The organism is Paenibacillus durus ATCC 35681, from assembly GCF_000993825.1.
Taxonomy (GTDB): Bacteria; Bacillota; Bacilli; order Paenibacillales; family Paenibacillaceae; genus Paenibacillus_AQ; species Paenibacillus_AQ durus_B.
On record NZ_CP011114.1, the window covers coordinates 4803658 to 4818310 of the forward strand.

The 14653-nt window shown below is 53.7% G+C and carries 14 protein-coding genes; all 14 read left to right on the forward strand.

The features are described from left to right. Positions 1-124: 124 nt before the first annotated feature. The 14 genes from yabN (at position 125) to nadA (ending at position 14652) form a co-directional block, all read left to right on the forward strand. Positions 125-1627 (forward strand): bifunctional methyltransferase/pyrophosphohydrolase YabN, encoded by a 1503-nt coding sequence (gene yabN / locus VK70_RS22430; protein WP_025695380.1) that lies wholly within the window; start codon positions 125-127, stop codon positions 1625-1627. A gap of 160 nt (positions 1628-1787) precedes the next feature. Continuing rightward, on the forward strand, positions 1788-2060 hold the full coding sequence (locus VK70_RS22435; protein ID WP_025693280.1) for an HU family DNA-binding protein: 273 nt from the start codon (positions 1788-1790) through the stop codon (positions 2058-2060). Beyond that, positions 2060-2338, forward strand: a complete 279-nt coding sequence (locus VK70_RS22440) for an RNA-binding S4 domain-containing protein (RefSeq protein WP_025693281.1) — start codon at positions 2060-2062, stop codon at positions 2336-2338. Before VK70_RS22435 ends, VK70_RS22440 begins: the two co-directional genes overlap by 1 nt. Before the next feature lie 137 nt (positions 2339-2475). After that, the gene (yabP, locus tag VK70_RS22445; protein WP_025695381.1) at positions 2476-2760 is read left to right on the forward strand and encodes a sporulation protein YabP; all 285 of its coding nucleotides are present in this window, start codon (positions 2476-2478) and stop codon (positions 2758-2760) included. Continuing rightward, positions 2757-3320, forward strand: coding sequence for a spore cortex biosynthesis protein YabQ (gene yabQ / locus VK70_RS22450; RefSeq protein WP_046723774.1), 564 nt, complete (start codon positions 2757-2759; stop codon positions 3318-3320). Before yabP ends, yabQ begins: the two co-directional genes overlap by 4 nt. A 24-nt stretch (positions 3321-3344) precedes the next feature. Next, on the forward strand, positions 3345-3680 hold the full coding sequence (locus VK70_RS22455; RefSeq protein ID WP_025700129.1) for an FtsB family cell division protein: 336 nt from the start codon (positions 3345-3347) through the stop codon (positions 3678-3680). A gap of 123 nt (positions 3681-3803) precedes the next feature. After that, positions 3804-4292, forward strand: a complete 489-nt coding sequence (locus VK70_RS22460) for a S1 domain-containing RNA-binding protein (protein WP_025700127.1) — start codon at positions 3804-3806, stop codon at positions 4290-4292. A 581-nt stretch (positions 4293-4873) separates the two neighbouring features. After that, on the forward strand, positions 4874-7384 hold the full coding sequence (gene spoIIE, locus VK70_RS22465; protein WP_025700126.1) for a stage II sporulation protein E: 2511 nt from the start codon (positions 4874-4876) through the stop codon (positions 7382-7384). A gap of 108 nt (positions 7385-7492) precedes the next feature. Next, on the forward strand, positions 7493-8233 hold the full coding sequence (locus tag VK70_RS22470; RefSeq protein WP_025700124.1) for a vWA domain-containing protein: 741 nt from the start codon (positions 7493-7495) through the stop codon (positions 8231-8233). Continuing rightward, complete coding sequence (locus VK70_RS22475) at positions 8217-9158, forward strand: serine/threonine-protein kinase (protein WP_025700123.1); 942 nt, start codon at positions 8217-8219, stop codon at positions 9156-9158. The genes VK70_RS22470 and VK70_RS22475 overlap by 17 nt, the downstream gene beginning before the upstream one ends. A gap of 92 nt (positions 9159-9250) precedes the next feature. Then, positions 9251-10675: a tRNA lysidine(34) synthetase TilS gene (gene tilS, locus VK70_RS22480; RefSeq protein ID WP_025700121.1), complete on the forward strand. Its 1425-nt coding sequence runs from the start codon at positions 9251-9253 to the stop codon at positions 10673-10675. 58 nt (positions 10676-10733) lie between these two features. After that, positions 10734-11273, forward strand: a complete 540-nt coding sequence (gene hpt, locus VK70_RS22485) for a hypoxanthine phosphoribosyltransferase (RefSeq protein WP_025700119.1) — start codon at positions 10734-10736, stop codon at positions 11271-11273. Positions 11274-11383: 110 nt separating this feature from the next. Then, a complete protein-coding gene (gene ftsH, locus VK70_RS22490) occupies positions 11384-13435 on the forward strand; it encodes an ATP-dependent zinc metalloprotease FtsH (RefSeq protein WP_025700117.1) in 2052 nt (683 codons plus the stop codon). Between the two features lie 278 nt (positions 13436-13713). Further along, positions 13714-14652: a quinolinate synthase NadA gene (gene nadA, locus VK70_RS22495; RefSeq protein WP_025700114.1), complete on the forward strand. Its 939-nt coding sequence runs from the start codon at positions 13714-13716 to the stop codon at positions 14650-14652. The last annotated feature ends 1 nt before the right edge of the window (position 14653 follow it).

Here is a 14653-nt window from a genome sequence, read left to right on the forward strand (position 1 = left end):
GGAGCAGAAATGGCATCTGCCATCCGCCGTCTCGGGAATGTACCGGGTAATCTGACAGGCAAACTGCCCCTATTCCCGGTTTAAGTCATTCCCGTATAGAGAGCGGTACAAGGAGAGTAAAGGCATGAGCGCAATATTAACGGTAGTCGGCCTCGGCTCCGGCAATCCGGACCGGCTGACGCTTGGCATAGTGAACAAGCTGCGTACGGCTTCCAAAGTTTACGTGCGCACTAAGGAGCACCCCGTGATGCAGGCTTTGGAGGAGCTTGGCGTGGAGTCGCAGTCCTTCGACACACTGTACGAATCCTTCTCCTCTTTTCCCGAAGTCTATGAAGCGATCACTCAGAAGCTGCTTGAAGAAGCGCGTTCAGGCGATGAGAGTACGGAAATTGTCTACGCCGTACCCGGACACCCGATGGTTGCGGAATCCGCTGTTTCTAAGCTGCGCCTGCTCTGCGCGGAGGAGGGTATCCGCTTAAGTCTTCTTGGAGGAGAGAGCTTTCTGGATGAGGCATTCGTACGTCTTGGCTTCGATCCGATCGAGGGCTTTCAGCTGCTGGACGCTTCCGGGATCACGCGCTCGCAGCTTCGTCCCGAGCTGCATACGCTGATCGGACAAGTGTACGACACCTTTACAGCCTCAGAGGCAAAGCTGTGCCTGATGGAGCTGTATCCGCCTGAATACGAGGTGACGGTCGGCCATGCGCTCGGCGTGGAGGGCGAGGAGCGAATCGTCAAAGTGCCGCTGTACGAACTGGACCGCCAGGAGGGTTACGGCAACCTGTCGCTCATCTACATTCCGGCAGACCGCTCCGAGAGCTTACGGAACCGCACCTTTGACCGCCTGCATGAAATTGTCGGCATCCTGCGCAGTCCGGAGGGCTGTCCGTGGGACCGCGAGCAGACCCATGATTCGCTCCGCAAAAATCTGATCGAAGAAACCTACGAGGTGCTCGAAACGATTGACGAGGACGATCCCGAGCATATGAAGGAGGAGCTGGGCGACCTGCTGCTGCAAATTATGCTGCATTCCCAGATGGAAGAAGAGCTTGGCACATTCACTGTGTTTGATGTCATTGAGGGGCTCAGCGGCAAGCTGATCTTCCGTCATCCGCATGTCTTCGGCGACAAGGACGCCCGGGATGCGGAGGCTGCGCTCCAGAACTGGGAAGGCATGAAGGCGGAAGAGAAGCGGCGCAAAGGCATTAAGCCGGAAGCGGAGTCCGCGCTCAGCGGAGTTCCCCGCGATTTGCCGGCGCTTATGAAGGCGTACAAGCTGCAGAAAAAAGCGTCCAAAGTCGGCTTCGACTGGGACAATATCCAGGATGTACTCGCAAAGATCAGCGAGGAGTTGGATGAGCTGAAGGAAGCGATTAATGCCGGTGCTCCGGCGGAGGAGCAGATGCTCGAACTCGGCGACCTGCTGTTCGCGGCGACTAACGCCGCCCGGTTCATTGATGCCGATCCTGAAGAGGCGCTGACCCGCACCAACCGCAAATTTGTCGAACGGTTCCAGTACATCGAACGCCGTCTGCGGGACAAAGGAATCTCGCCAAAGGACAGCAGTCTGGAGGAAATGGAAGCTTTATGGCAGGAAGCCAAGGCTGAAGAACGGGCGAAGCAGTAGCCGATGCAGCCCTCAGGCGCGTCATATTAAAACGGCTGTACAGCAGGGATTTGACAACGTATCCAGAATACCAGTAAGATGAAACGGCGGTTTCGGGGAAAATATTGTCTGCCGGAACGCGTTTCATTACTTTTCTTATTCCCGGGAGGAACTACTGACAATGAACAAAACAGACCTGATCAACAACATATCCGAGAAGCACGGATTGGCGAAAAAGGACGTTGAGCTTGTGCTTAACGGATTCCTTGGCGAAATTACCGAGGCGCTGGCCAGCGGCGACAAAGTACAGCTGATCGGCTTCGGCACCTTCGAAACGCGCAAGCGCTCCGGACGCACCGGCCGCAACCCGCAAACGGGCACAACCATTGAAATTCCAGAATCGACTGTTCCGGCGTTCAAAGCGGGCAACAAGCTTAAAGAAGCTGTCAACTAATGCGTCTGGATAAATTTTTGAAAGTGTCCCGCCTAATCAAGCGCCGTACGGTGGCCAAGGATGTGTCCGAACAAGGCCGGGTGCTGATTAACGGGAAGGAATCGAAGCCGAGCAGCAGTGTGAAAATCGGCGACGAAATTACAGTTCAATTCGGCCAGAAGCTCGTAACGGTTCGCGTGGAGAAGCTGGTCGAAACGACCCGCAAGGACGAAGCGGCCGGTATGTATACGCTGCTTCGCGAGGAGCCGATTGCCAAGAGCAACGGTCTTGATTGGTAAGAGATGATTTAACATTGTTATTCGAGCGTTTTCCTGCATCCTGCGGGGGGCGCTTTTTTTGTTAAGCCAGCTCCCGGTGATGTTCTAAAGTTTCCGTCCGCGCCATAGATTAGGAACTAGAAGGAGGGGTACATGCCATGATCGAACCTGGAAAAAACGTAAAGCAGCATGATTTGCATATGCGCAGCCGTAAGGCGGTGGATTTAACGGGCGTGCAAAATGTGGAGAGCTTTGACAGCGAGGAGTTTAAGCTGCAGACGGAGCTTGGAATTCTGGTCATTCGCGGAACCCATTTACATATCAAGAACCTCAGTCTGGAGAACGGGCTGTTGTCGGTGGAGGGCAACGTCCATTCCTTGATTTATCTTGATCCGGGGGCGAAGGCGAATAATAAAGGGCTGCTCGGCAAGCTGTTCAAATGAATCCGGCCGTCCAGTGGATCACGCTGCTGTACATGATCGTAGCCGGGGCGGCGATGGGACTAACCTTTGACGGCTACCGGGTACTGTCGCTGAAGCTGCGGTTTCCCGGATGGCTGAACGCGGTTCTCGATCTCCTCTATTGGCTGGCGTCCGCTCTCATCGTATTTCGTTTGCTGTACGCAGGTAACCAGGGGCAGCTGCGCTTTTATGCTTTTCTCGGATTATTCGTGGGTGTGTGGGCATATTTTTTAATCTTCAGTGTCACGGTGCAGAAATTTGTGGTAATGTTAATTCAGACGGTGGAATGGATATGGAAGCTGCTGATGAAGCTGCTGGGAATACTGATTGGAATGCCGCTGCTGTGGTTATGGAAGCTGGCGCTCGGAATTTTGCGTTTGCTTGGCCGTATCTTGGGCTTTGTGCTGAAGCTGCTGCTTCGGCTGACCAAGCCGCTCTGGATTTTTCCCGTCAGATGGTTGTCCCCGGCCTATCATCGGCTGCTGCGCAGCGCTCCATTTACCAAACTCGCCAATTTTATTGCCGCAAGAAGAAAACGCTGACCCTGAAACGGGAGGAACGCTTGCATGAACAGATTTTCCCCGGAAGAGAAACAGGCTGGCGGAGGGTCCGCTGCCGCGGGCGCAAAGAGAAGAAAGCTGATCTGGGTCGCCTTAATGGCGGTATTCTTTGGCTGGGCGGGATATATTTTCTTCGCTCAAAGCGCCTTGATTTCGGACAAGAGTAAGGAACTGGCCCGGAAGCAGGAGAGCAGCAAGCAAGTGAATAACTCGCTGAACCAACTGAAATACGAGGTGTCCCGTCTGAACGACAACGAATATATCGGACAGCTCGCCCGCAAATGGTTTAACATATACCCTAAAGGCGAAGTTCCGATCCGGACAGAGCAACCGAAGCAGTAAGCCGGCAAAAAGAGGCTTTTCACTCTGTTGCCTTGCTTTGCTCTTTACTGTATAATCAAATCACCGCAGACTGGATCTTGACATCTTTGTCTGTATATTTTTAAGGGAGGATCATTTTATTCTATGGCAATTGAAGTGGGCACCAAGTTAGAGGGCAAGGTGACAGGCATTACGCATTTCGGAGCGTTTGTAGATCTGTCAGGAGGTGTCACAGGTCTCGTTCACATCTCGGAAATCGCCGATAATTACGTCAAGGATGTCAACGATCATCTGAAGATTAATGATGTGGTAACTGTTAAGGTGATCAATGTCGACAAGGACGGCAAGATCGGACTTTCCATCAAGCAGGCTGTCGACAAGCCCGCATCGGAAGTTCGTCCGCCAAGAGCCCCAAGACCGGATCGTCCAAGCGGTGGAGACCGTTTCGGCGGCGGAGGCGGTGGCGGAGGCTACAATCGTGAACGGGGAGGGCGTCCATTCAAGCCTGCAGCCGGTAAACCTTCATTTGAGGATAAAATGTCACGCTTCCTTAAAGACAGCGAAGAACGTATCTCTTCTCTCAAGAAGAATACGGAGGGCAAGCGCGGCGGCCGTGGAGCCAAACGCGTATAACATCATACTACAACCGTTCAAATAACCGCAGGGGCCGAACCTTATGCGGTTTTTTTCTGTGTCTGCCCGGCCGCAGCCCCGGGTCAAGCCGCCGCAGTATTCCTCTCGAAGGGATGTTTTTTGCAGATTATTGAAAGCGCATCCTTGGCTTGCCCCGGTATATCTAATATTTTGTCGGGCCGATAGAAATTTGCGACAGCATCTTTAAGATTTCCGCTAAAGCCTGGAGCATTCGCTGACGAATCGAAACGGACTAATTGTGGAAAAAATTGGATGGTCAACCGGTTTACAGACCGCCGCGCAAGGGAATAAACGGTTTTGCGGCTGCTTGGGCGGGAGCCTTTTTTTGTCGGAAATTTCTTATGGCCAGCCCTCTTGTTCTGACAAACTTTCTACTTTGGCCGCGCTTATAATGAGTACCACAAGAAGAAACGGCTTCACCTCTTTCAAAGCTTATGCTTTTGAGGTCGGCGATAGACGTATCGTTTCAGGCAGCCGTTTCTCGCGGAAATATAAGGCCAATGATAAGAGCGCAGCTTATAACGGTCTTATGTTTTAAATTTAAACGGGTGGTGCTGATCATTATGGGTAAAAGCAATGTGGTGAATTTTCCGGAGTGGACAAGAGTGGAAGATGGCGCTGAGGAAGAGAAGGCACCATGGGGGGAGAGGTTCAAGGCTTGGGGAAAGCGTCAGCGTATTCTTCGTATGCTGGACACGAGAAAATGGGTGCTGCTGCTGAGCTGCATGGGTTTTCTGCTGGGAAGAGCGATGATATTGGACGAGCTGTCCCCGTTTGCCGCCGCTTTTTTCGCCATTATTGTTTTTATGCGCAAAGATTGCACCCTTCCGGTCGGAGCGGCGATTCTTGCGGGCAGCCTGTATACTCCGTTCCCCGGCGCACTCATTATTATGGCCGAACTCATCGTCTTTATTCTTCTCTATAAAGGGATGGAGGCCTTCCAACGAGTTGATCTGGCCTATGCGCCGGTTATGGTATTCGTCTCCTCTTTCATGGTCGGGCTGTTTCAGACGATTATCGGTCCAACGCTCTCCTGGTATCCGCTAATGATGACGACGCTGAACGCTCTGCTTTCTTTTGTGCTGACGCTCGTCTTTCTGCAGGCTCTGCCCGTGCTTGCCTATAAACAAAAAAGCCGCGTACTGCGAAATGAGGAGATCTTATGTCTTATCATTATGCTGGCTTCCATTATGACCGGTCTGGTAGGCTGGAAAGCGGGCGGCTTATCGCTGGAGCATATTCTGTCACGCTACCTGATCCTGCTGTTCGCCATGGCGGGCGGGGCCCCCCTGGGAGCGGCGGTGGGCGTCGTGTCGGGCCTGATTCTCAGTCTGGCCGATATCGGCGCGATCTATCAGATGAGTCTGCTCGCGTTCTCCGGCATGCTGGCGGGCATGCTACAGGGTGGGCGCAAAGGCGCGGTTGCTCTCGGCATGCTGCTCGGCTCAAGCATCCTGTCCGTCTATTTTAGCGGTCCGGGCGATATGATGACCTCTACTTGGGAGACCTGCGCGGCAGTGGTGATGTTCCTCGCAACCCCTCGCGGCATCATTAAAGCGATCGCCAAATATGTGCCCGGCACGACGGATCACAGCCGTACCCAGCATGAGTATGCGCGGAGGGTGCGCGACATTACCGCGGATCGGGTGACCCAGTTCTCCCAGGTATTCCGGCAGCTCTCCACCAGCTTCGGGCAGATTCCGTCCGCAGGCGAAGCGGGCAAATCGAACCGGGAAATGGAGCATTTCATGAATGCGGTCACAGAGGAGACCTGCGCGAACTGCATCCGCCGCTCCCACTGCTGGGATTCAAAGTTCTATCAGACGTACAAGTATATGACCGACATGATGACCGCCGTCGAGGAGAATCCGGACATTCGGGCGTCGAGGCTGCCTGCGGAATGGGCCCGGATCTGCGGCAAGACGGACGAAGTGCTCGAAGTCATGCGCAGCCAATATTATCTTTACGAGCATGATATGCGCTGGAAACGGCAAATATACGACAGCCGCAAATTTGTGGCCGAGCAGCTTTCCGGAGTATCGCAGGTCATGGAGGATCTGGCGCGGGAAATCAAGCGGGAAGGGCAAGCGCTCTACCGTCAGGAAGCGCAAATTCGCGAAGCGCTGGAGAAGCTCGGCCTCTCCATCCACAGCATCGATATTGTCAGCCTCGATCCGGGCCGTGTGGAAATCGAAGTCGTTCACGCCTACAACCGTGGCTTTGACGAATCCCGCAAAATGATTGCCCCGCTGCTGTCCGACATATTGGAAGAAAATATTTCGGTGAAGAGCGAGACGGCAATGCACAGCCGTGATGGACTGTCGACGGTTGTCTTCGGCTCGGCGAAGGCTTACGAAATCAGCACAGGCATATCCGGCGCGGCCAAAGGCGGGAATATGATGTCGGGAGACAGCTTCAGTACGGCAGAGCTGGGCAACGGAACGTTCGCGGTCTCGATCAGCGACGGAATGGGCAACGGGGAGCGGGCCCGGATGGAGAGCAGCGCCGCGCTTGGCATGCTGGAGAAGCTGCTGCAATCCGGCATGGACGAGAAGCTGGCGGTGAAGTCCGTGAATTCGATTTTGCTGCTCCGCTCGCCTGAGGAATTTTACGCTACCGTGGACATGGCGCTGATTGACCAATATTCGGCGCAGACCACCTTTATGAAGATTGCCTCAGCGCCCAGCTTTATCAAGCGGGGAAGCGAGGTCATCCCGATTACGGCAAGCAATCTGCCAATCGGCATCATTCAGGATATCGAGGTAGAATTCGTAACGATGCAGCTGCAAGCGGGCGATATTCTAATTATGATGACCGATGGTATTTACGATGCGCCCGGCTATGCCGTCAACAAGGAAATATGGATGAAACGAATGATCCAGGAGCTGGAAACCAGCGATCCGCAGGAGATTGCCGACAGTCTCTTGGAGAAGGTTATCCGCTACCAAGGCAATGAGATTCATGACGACATGACCATTGTGGTCAGCCGTGTCGATCACTTCCAGCCGGAATGGTCCACGCTGCATGTGCCGGGACTCTCGCGGATGGAACGTCCGCGCACCGTTAGCTAAGCACCATTTTTCCTATATTCTTTGGCTTCCGCCACGTTTGGAATCTCTCAATCCGGATCATACTAGCTAGGGAAGAGAGAATTCATTTACGAGGCGGGAGGAAGAAAGATGAAGCAAATTTTACTCATAACGGACGGATGCTCCAATGTAGGAGAAAGCCCGGTAATGGCGGCGGCGCATGCCCGTCAGGACGGGATAACGGTGAATGTGATCGGGGTCGTCGATTATGGAACGATCGGCGAGCTGGGGAGCAGGGAGATCGATGATATTGCCAAAGCGGGCGGCGGACTCAGCCGGATCGTCGGTACGCCGCAGCTGGCCCAGACCATGCAGATGATGACCCGCAAGACGGTGGTTCAGACGATTCAGCAGGCGGTTAATAAGGAGGTGAAAAAAATACTGGGCGAAGGCTCTCTGGAGGACCTGCCTCCGGCCAAACGCTCGCAAGTCGTTACGGTGGTGGATGAGCTCAGCGAGACGGCGCCGCTGCGGCTGGCGCTTCTAATCGACGCCAGCGCAAGCATGAAGCCGAAGCTCGCAGCGGTGGAGGATGCGATCCGCGATCTGGCGCTCAGCCTTGAAGCGCGGGAGGGCGTTAGCGAAATTTCCGTATTCCATTTTCCGGGCTCTACCAGCGAGGCGGCTGTGCTCGATATGGATTGGAGCAGCAATGTGTCGGACATCCGTAAGCTGTTCGGCAAAATCCGCATGAAGGGGGCGACGCCGACAGGCCCGGCGATTTTCAAGGTGCTTGAACATTTCGGGTATGATACACTAGATGAACATCAAGGCCGCCTGGCGGCTCATTCAGATGAAGGAGAAGGGATGCCTGGTGGGTACGTTGTCTAATCCGCCCCGTTCTCCGGGGGAAGTCATTACCGGCAAATGGCGGGGCAACCGTTATGTCGTGAACCGGCTGCTTGGAAAGGGCGCAAACGGTACGGTATATTTGGTCAACCGGCAGGGGAGAAGGGAGAAGTATGCGCTCAAAATCGGATACGACACGCTTGATCTTCAGTCGGAGATTAACGTGCTGACTTCGCTTCAATCCTGCCGAGTGCGGCGGGATCAGCGTACCAGGGGGACGTCGCCGATGTCTGCCTACTTCCTGGAGGCCGACGACGCTTCGGAAGGCGGATTTCCTTTTTACGTTATGCGCTATGTTCAAGGTACGCCGCTCCACTATTTTCTGTCCCGTAAAGGTTCCTCCTGGCTTGGTCTGATCGGACTGCAGCTGCTGGACAGACTATGCGGACTGCATGAATGCGGGTTTATCTTTGGTGATCTGAAGCCGGAAAATGTCATGGTATCGGAGTACGGCGAAGCCGAGTTGATCGATTTCGGAGGGGCGGGTCCTATCGGCCGCAGCGTGAAGCAGTTTACGGAATGGCATGACCGCGGCTACTGGAATGCCGGCAGCCGGATCGGGGATGAAGGCTATGATCTGTTCGCCTTCGCCGTGCTCTGCTTGCGGCTGCTTGACGAGCCCGGACTTCAGAATGCATCGCGGCAGCTTCCGCAGACAAGAAGCGGAGACGATCTGATCAAGCTTGCGGGCCAGCTTCCCGATAAGAAGCTCGCCTCTTGGCTGAGGCTCGCGCTGAAGGGCGGATTTTCCACGTCGGCGGAAGCCAGGGACATGTGGAAGAGCCATGTTTACACATCACGTCATTATAAGCCGGAGCCGCTGGCGACTCCGGGCTGGCTGACCGGCGCCTTTGCGCTGTCGCTGTGCCTGCTGGCTTTTACCGTCTACTGGATTTATCATTTTTAATATTCTATGATTATACATACGGACGGCATCTCGATTTATGCCGTCATCAAGCTGCGGACTAGACCGCGGCCAGGCAGGAAAGGAAGCCGGATATGGTCGAGTGGAATGAACTGGTGGATTCGGTGATGGAAGCCGCGGCAGAACACAGGCTGTGGGGTCCAAGAGACGCCATTGTAGTCGCAGTGTCCGGAGGGCCGGATTCTGTGGCTCTTTTGCATGTTCTGCATGAAATATCCCGGAGCCGGATGCCGCTTACGCTCATTTGCGCCCATGTGAACCACGGTTTCCGCGCCGAATCGGCGCAGGAAGCGGAGCTTGTGCGCCGCACGGCCGAAGCACTCGGAATCCCCTTTGAACTCGCCGAATTCGATATTCCTTCCTTTATGAAGGAAAGCGGGCTCGGTCCGCAGGAAGCAGCTAGGGAGAAGCGTTACCGCTTTCTAATTGATACGGCGAAGCGCCGGGGGGCGCGTTCCGTCGCGCTTGCTCATCATGCCGACGATCAGGCCGAGACGGTTCTGATGCGTCTCTTGCGGGGCAGCGGTCTGTCAGGGCTTGCGGGCATGCGCTGGGCAAGGACGGAAAAAAACGTGGAACTTATCCGCCCATTCCTCCGTATTAACAAAGCGGCGCTCATGGATGTGTGCCGGCAGCGAGGCTATCTTTATGCCGAAGATCCCAGCAACGCGCAAACCAAGTACAGACGCAATGCGGTCAGACTGGAAGTGCTTCCATTTTTGACGCGCTACAGTCCGAGACTGAGCCGGTCGCTGACGCAGCTGGCGGAAATCGCCGGCGCCGAGGATGATTTTATGGAAGATGCGGCCGCTAAGTGCTTCGCTGAGATCGCCTTGCAGGAACAGGGTAAATGCACGCTGGACAGAGCGGCTTTTGCCGCTGTGCACTCCGCTTTACAACGGCGTTTGATTAAACTAATATTAAATTATCTGTCAGCGGATACGCCGGAAACCGATTTTCCGAAGATTGAAGCAGTGCGGCGGGGAATACTGCAAGATATGCCCACCGCGTGGAGTCTTGATTTGGGGCGCGGTATAACCTGTATCCGGCAGTATAATACCATTTATTTCTTGTCCGCTCCTTTGGATCATCAGGCAAGCTACGCCTATTGTCTGCCTAAGCTCCAGCCTCGTCTTGAGCTTCGCGAGATTAACAAGGCGCTCGTAATGACGCTGGCGGAGCGAGGGGATGAGACGGTTCTGAGGGGAGAAGGCGGCAGGATGTCGGCCCGGTTCGATTATAAAGAGCTGGTCTTCCCGCTTACGATTCGTTCCCGGTTGCCTGGAGATACCATTAAAGTCATGGGATTAAACGGAAGCAAAAAGGTAAAAGATATTTACATTGATGATAAAATACCTTCTACCGAGCGTTCACGCATTCCCCTTGTATGTGACGGACTCGGAAACATTGTCTGGATTCCGGGCATTCGCCGTTCGGTTCATGCCGCCGTCGGGGATCATACGGCTTCGGTTCTGCTGCTGTCGCTTGAAGACCTGTAGAGGATAACCGTAATGGCCGCAGACAGTTTTTCATAGTATAACTTAGGAGGTTCGCAGGTTGCAGAACGATATCCAGGAGATTTTGATCAGCGAAGAGGAGATTCAACAGAGAATCAAAGAGCTTGGCGCCAAGCTGAGCGATGCATATGAGGGACGCAATCCGCTGGTCATTTGCGTGCTGAAGGGTGCGTTTATTTTTATGGCCGATTTGGTTAAAGTCATTACGGTGCCGGTCGAGATGGACTTCATGGCCGTATCAAGCTATGGCGCGACAACCAAATCTTCGGGCGTAGTTAAAATTATCAAGGATCTGGACGTTCCGGTTGATGGCCGCCACGTGCTGATCGTTGAGGATATTATCGACAGCGGTCTTACGCTGAGTTATCTGATTGAGCTGCTTCGCAACCGCAACGCTGCATCGGTATCCGTCGTGACTCTGTTCGATAAACCGGCGGGTCGTACCGTTAGCCTTGAGGCAGATTATACCGGTTTTGTCATTCCTGACGAATTTATTGTAGGATACGGACTTGACTATGCCGAAAAGTATCGGAATCTCCCTTACATCGGGGTATTGAAGCCGGAGGTCTACTCTAAATAATTCATACACAGCCTTGGTCTTCCGGAATATTTACCTGAAGCCGCCTCGCGTTTGAGGTGCTCCGACAGGCTATGGTACAATAACTTAAGTGTTGCGAGAGGAGGTAGGGGATGAATCGGTTCATCCGAAATTCTGGTTTTTATTTGATTTTATTTCTAGTCGTGGTGGGCATTGTCCAATTCGTCAGCAATGGAAATGAAGCCGCCGATTTCCCCAGATATGACCAGTTACGGCAGGAGCTTAAGAGTAACAATGTGAAGGATTTGACGGTTCAGTTCGAAGGCAACGCCTTTAATGTAACCGGCTCTTATAAAGAGAAGCCGGAATGGGCTAAATCGCAGAGCTTCTCCACATATATTCCTCCTACGGACGCGGCTATCGAAGAACTGACTGCAGCCAGTCAGGCTAACAACATACCATTCGTCCAGAAGAAAATGGAGGGCGACAGCATTTGGCTGACCTTCCTGTCTTCGATCATTCCGCTTGTTATTATGTTCATCCTGTTCTTCTTCCTGTTCAATCAGGCGCAGGGCGGCGGCGGAAAGGTGATGAATTTCGGCAAGAGCAAAGCCCGTCTTTACAATGAAGAGAAGAAGCGGGTCACCTTTGAAGACGTAGCCGGGGCCGACGAAGAGAAGCAGGAGCTTGTCGAAGTCGTGGAATTCCTAAAAGACCCGCGGAAATTCGCTGCCGTGGGTGCGCGCATCCCTAAAGGGGTATTGCTCGTAGGTCCTCCGGGCACAGGTAAAACACTGCTTGCCCGCGCGGTGGCAGGTGAAGCCGGGGTTCCGTTCTTCAGCATCTCCGGTTCCGACTTCGTCGAAATGTTCGTCGGCGTCGGCGCTTCGCGGGTACGCGACCTGTTCGAGAACGCGAAGAAGAATGCGCCTTGCATCATCTTTATCGACGAAATCGACGCCGTCGGCCGTCAGCGCGGCGCCGGACTTGGCGGCGGGCATGATGAACGCGAGCAGACGCTCAACCAATTGCTCGTTGAGATGGACGGCTTCGGCGGCAACGAAGGCATTATCATCGTCGCGGCTACCAACCGCGCCGATATTCTTGACCCCGCTCTGCTTCGTCCGGGACGCTTTGACCGTCAGATTACGGTTGACCGCCCTGACGTGAAGGGACGCGAGGCAGTACTGAAGGTTCACTCCCGCAACAAGCCGCTGACCAAGGACGTGAAGCTTGACGTGATCGCCAAGCGCACAACCGGCTTCACCGGCGCGGATCTGGAGAACCTGCTGAACGAAGCGGCGCTGCTCGCCGCCCGCCGCAACCGCAAAGATATCTCCATGCGGGAAGTGGATGAGGCCATCGACCGGGTCATCGTCGGCACCGAGAAGCGCAGCCGCGTGATCAGCGACCGCGAGAAGCGGATCGTCGCTTACCACGAGGCTGGGCATACGATCGCCGGATATTTCCTGGAGCATGCCGACATGGTTCACAAGGTGACGATTATCCCGCGCGGACGCGCAGGCGGATATGTCATCATGCTTCCGAAGGAAGACCGTATGCTCGTTACGAAGCAGGAGCTGCTTGACAAGGTTACCGGGCTGCTCGGCGGCCGGGTAGCCGAGGAAATGTTCATCGGAGAGATCGGCACAGGCGCATACAGCGACTTCCAGCAGGCTACGCGCATTGTGCGCAGCATGATTATGGAATACGGCATGAGCGAGAAGCTCGGTCCGATGCAGTTCGGCACTTCCCAAGGCCAGGTATTCCTGGGCCGCGATATCGGGCACGAGCAGAATTACAGTGATTCGATCGCTTACGAGATTGATCAGGAAATGCAGCGTTTTATCAACGAATGTTATGAGCGATGCAGAGAGCTGCTGAAGAAGCACTCGAAGGAAATGCATCTCATCGCAGGCACGCTGCTGGAGAAAGAGACGCTTGAGCTGGAGCAGATCAAAGAGCTGATCGAGCAGGGCTATCTGACCGAAGACGGCAAGCCGGTTGACGGCCAAAGTCTTGCCAATGAAGGAGCAGAGCCAATTATTGATCCAATCGGCGATGTAAAAGTCCGCATTCAGGGCAAAACCAGTGAGCCTCAGGCTACGCTGGGAGATTCGCCCAAAGATATTCCAAACAATCCGCAGCAAGATGGAGAGAGCGGAAATGATGAGAATAAGGGCGGCGGAGCAGGCTTGAGCTAATCCGATATTCTGCCGCAGGGCAGGCACCAATAAAATCCGGAGAACGAATTTGTTCTCCGGATTTTTTTTAATCGCCAAGAGGTAAGCTGCCGGAAATAGCCTCTTCTGTAAGAGCGTATCCATTAGATTGACACGGCAAAGAACGTTGTGTACATTAGTGATAAATATTACGAACTATATACCGTTTACATGATGCTGAATATCTTCTTACAATCTGCTTCATTTCAGATTTGATACACCGGAGAATACGCCGTTAAACATAAGGGGGAACGTGTACCGTGGAAGCTCTGGCGCTGGAGCGCAAGCAAGAACAAAACCGTCAACTGCGTGAACGTCTCGAACAGCTTAAGAAGGAACGGAATGCCATCATTTTGGCTCACTATTATCAGCGCGATGAAATTCAGGAAGTTGCCGATTTTCGCGGCGATTCTTTTTTGCTGGCTCAAAAGGCCGCCGCAACGGAAGCGGAAGTGATCGTATTCTGCGGCGTTCATTTTATGGGTGAAAGCGCCAAGATCCTGGCTCCGGACAAGACAGTTCTGATCCCTGACGAGCGTGCCGGCTGCCCTATGGCCGACATGGTCAACGTGGAGGGACTTCGCAAGCTGAAGGCGAAGCATCCGAATGCCAAGGTGGTTACCTATATCAATTCCTCTGCCGAAATTAAAGCGGAGACGGATATATGCTGTACCTCTGCCAATGCCGTCCGGGTCATTGAGTCGCTGGACGCGGAAGAGATCATTTGGGTTCCAGATAAGAATCTGGGGCATTATGTTCAGGAGAAAACCGGCAAAAAGCTGATTATCTGGGAAGGCTACTGCAACACACATGACATGCTTACCGTCAAGGATGTCGTGGAAATGAAGGCCAAATACCCAAATGCTCAGTTTGTCGTTCATCCCGAATGCCGTCCGGAGGTCGTGGCTATGGGTGATTTTGTCGGCAGCACGACCGCTATTATCGATTACTGCAAGAAATCGGACTGTCAGGAATTTATTGTGGGAACCGAGGATGGGACAGGCTACCAGCTTCGTAAGGATAGTCCGGATAAGGACTTCCATTTTGCTTCCAAATTCCTGGTTTGTCCCAATATGAAAGTCAACAATCTCAAAAAATTGGTAAAATGTCTGGAGACGATGAAGCCGCAAATTTATGTGCCGCCAACAGTCGCAGACAAAGCCAGACAATCTCTAGAGCGCATGCTACAAGTCAAGTAGC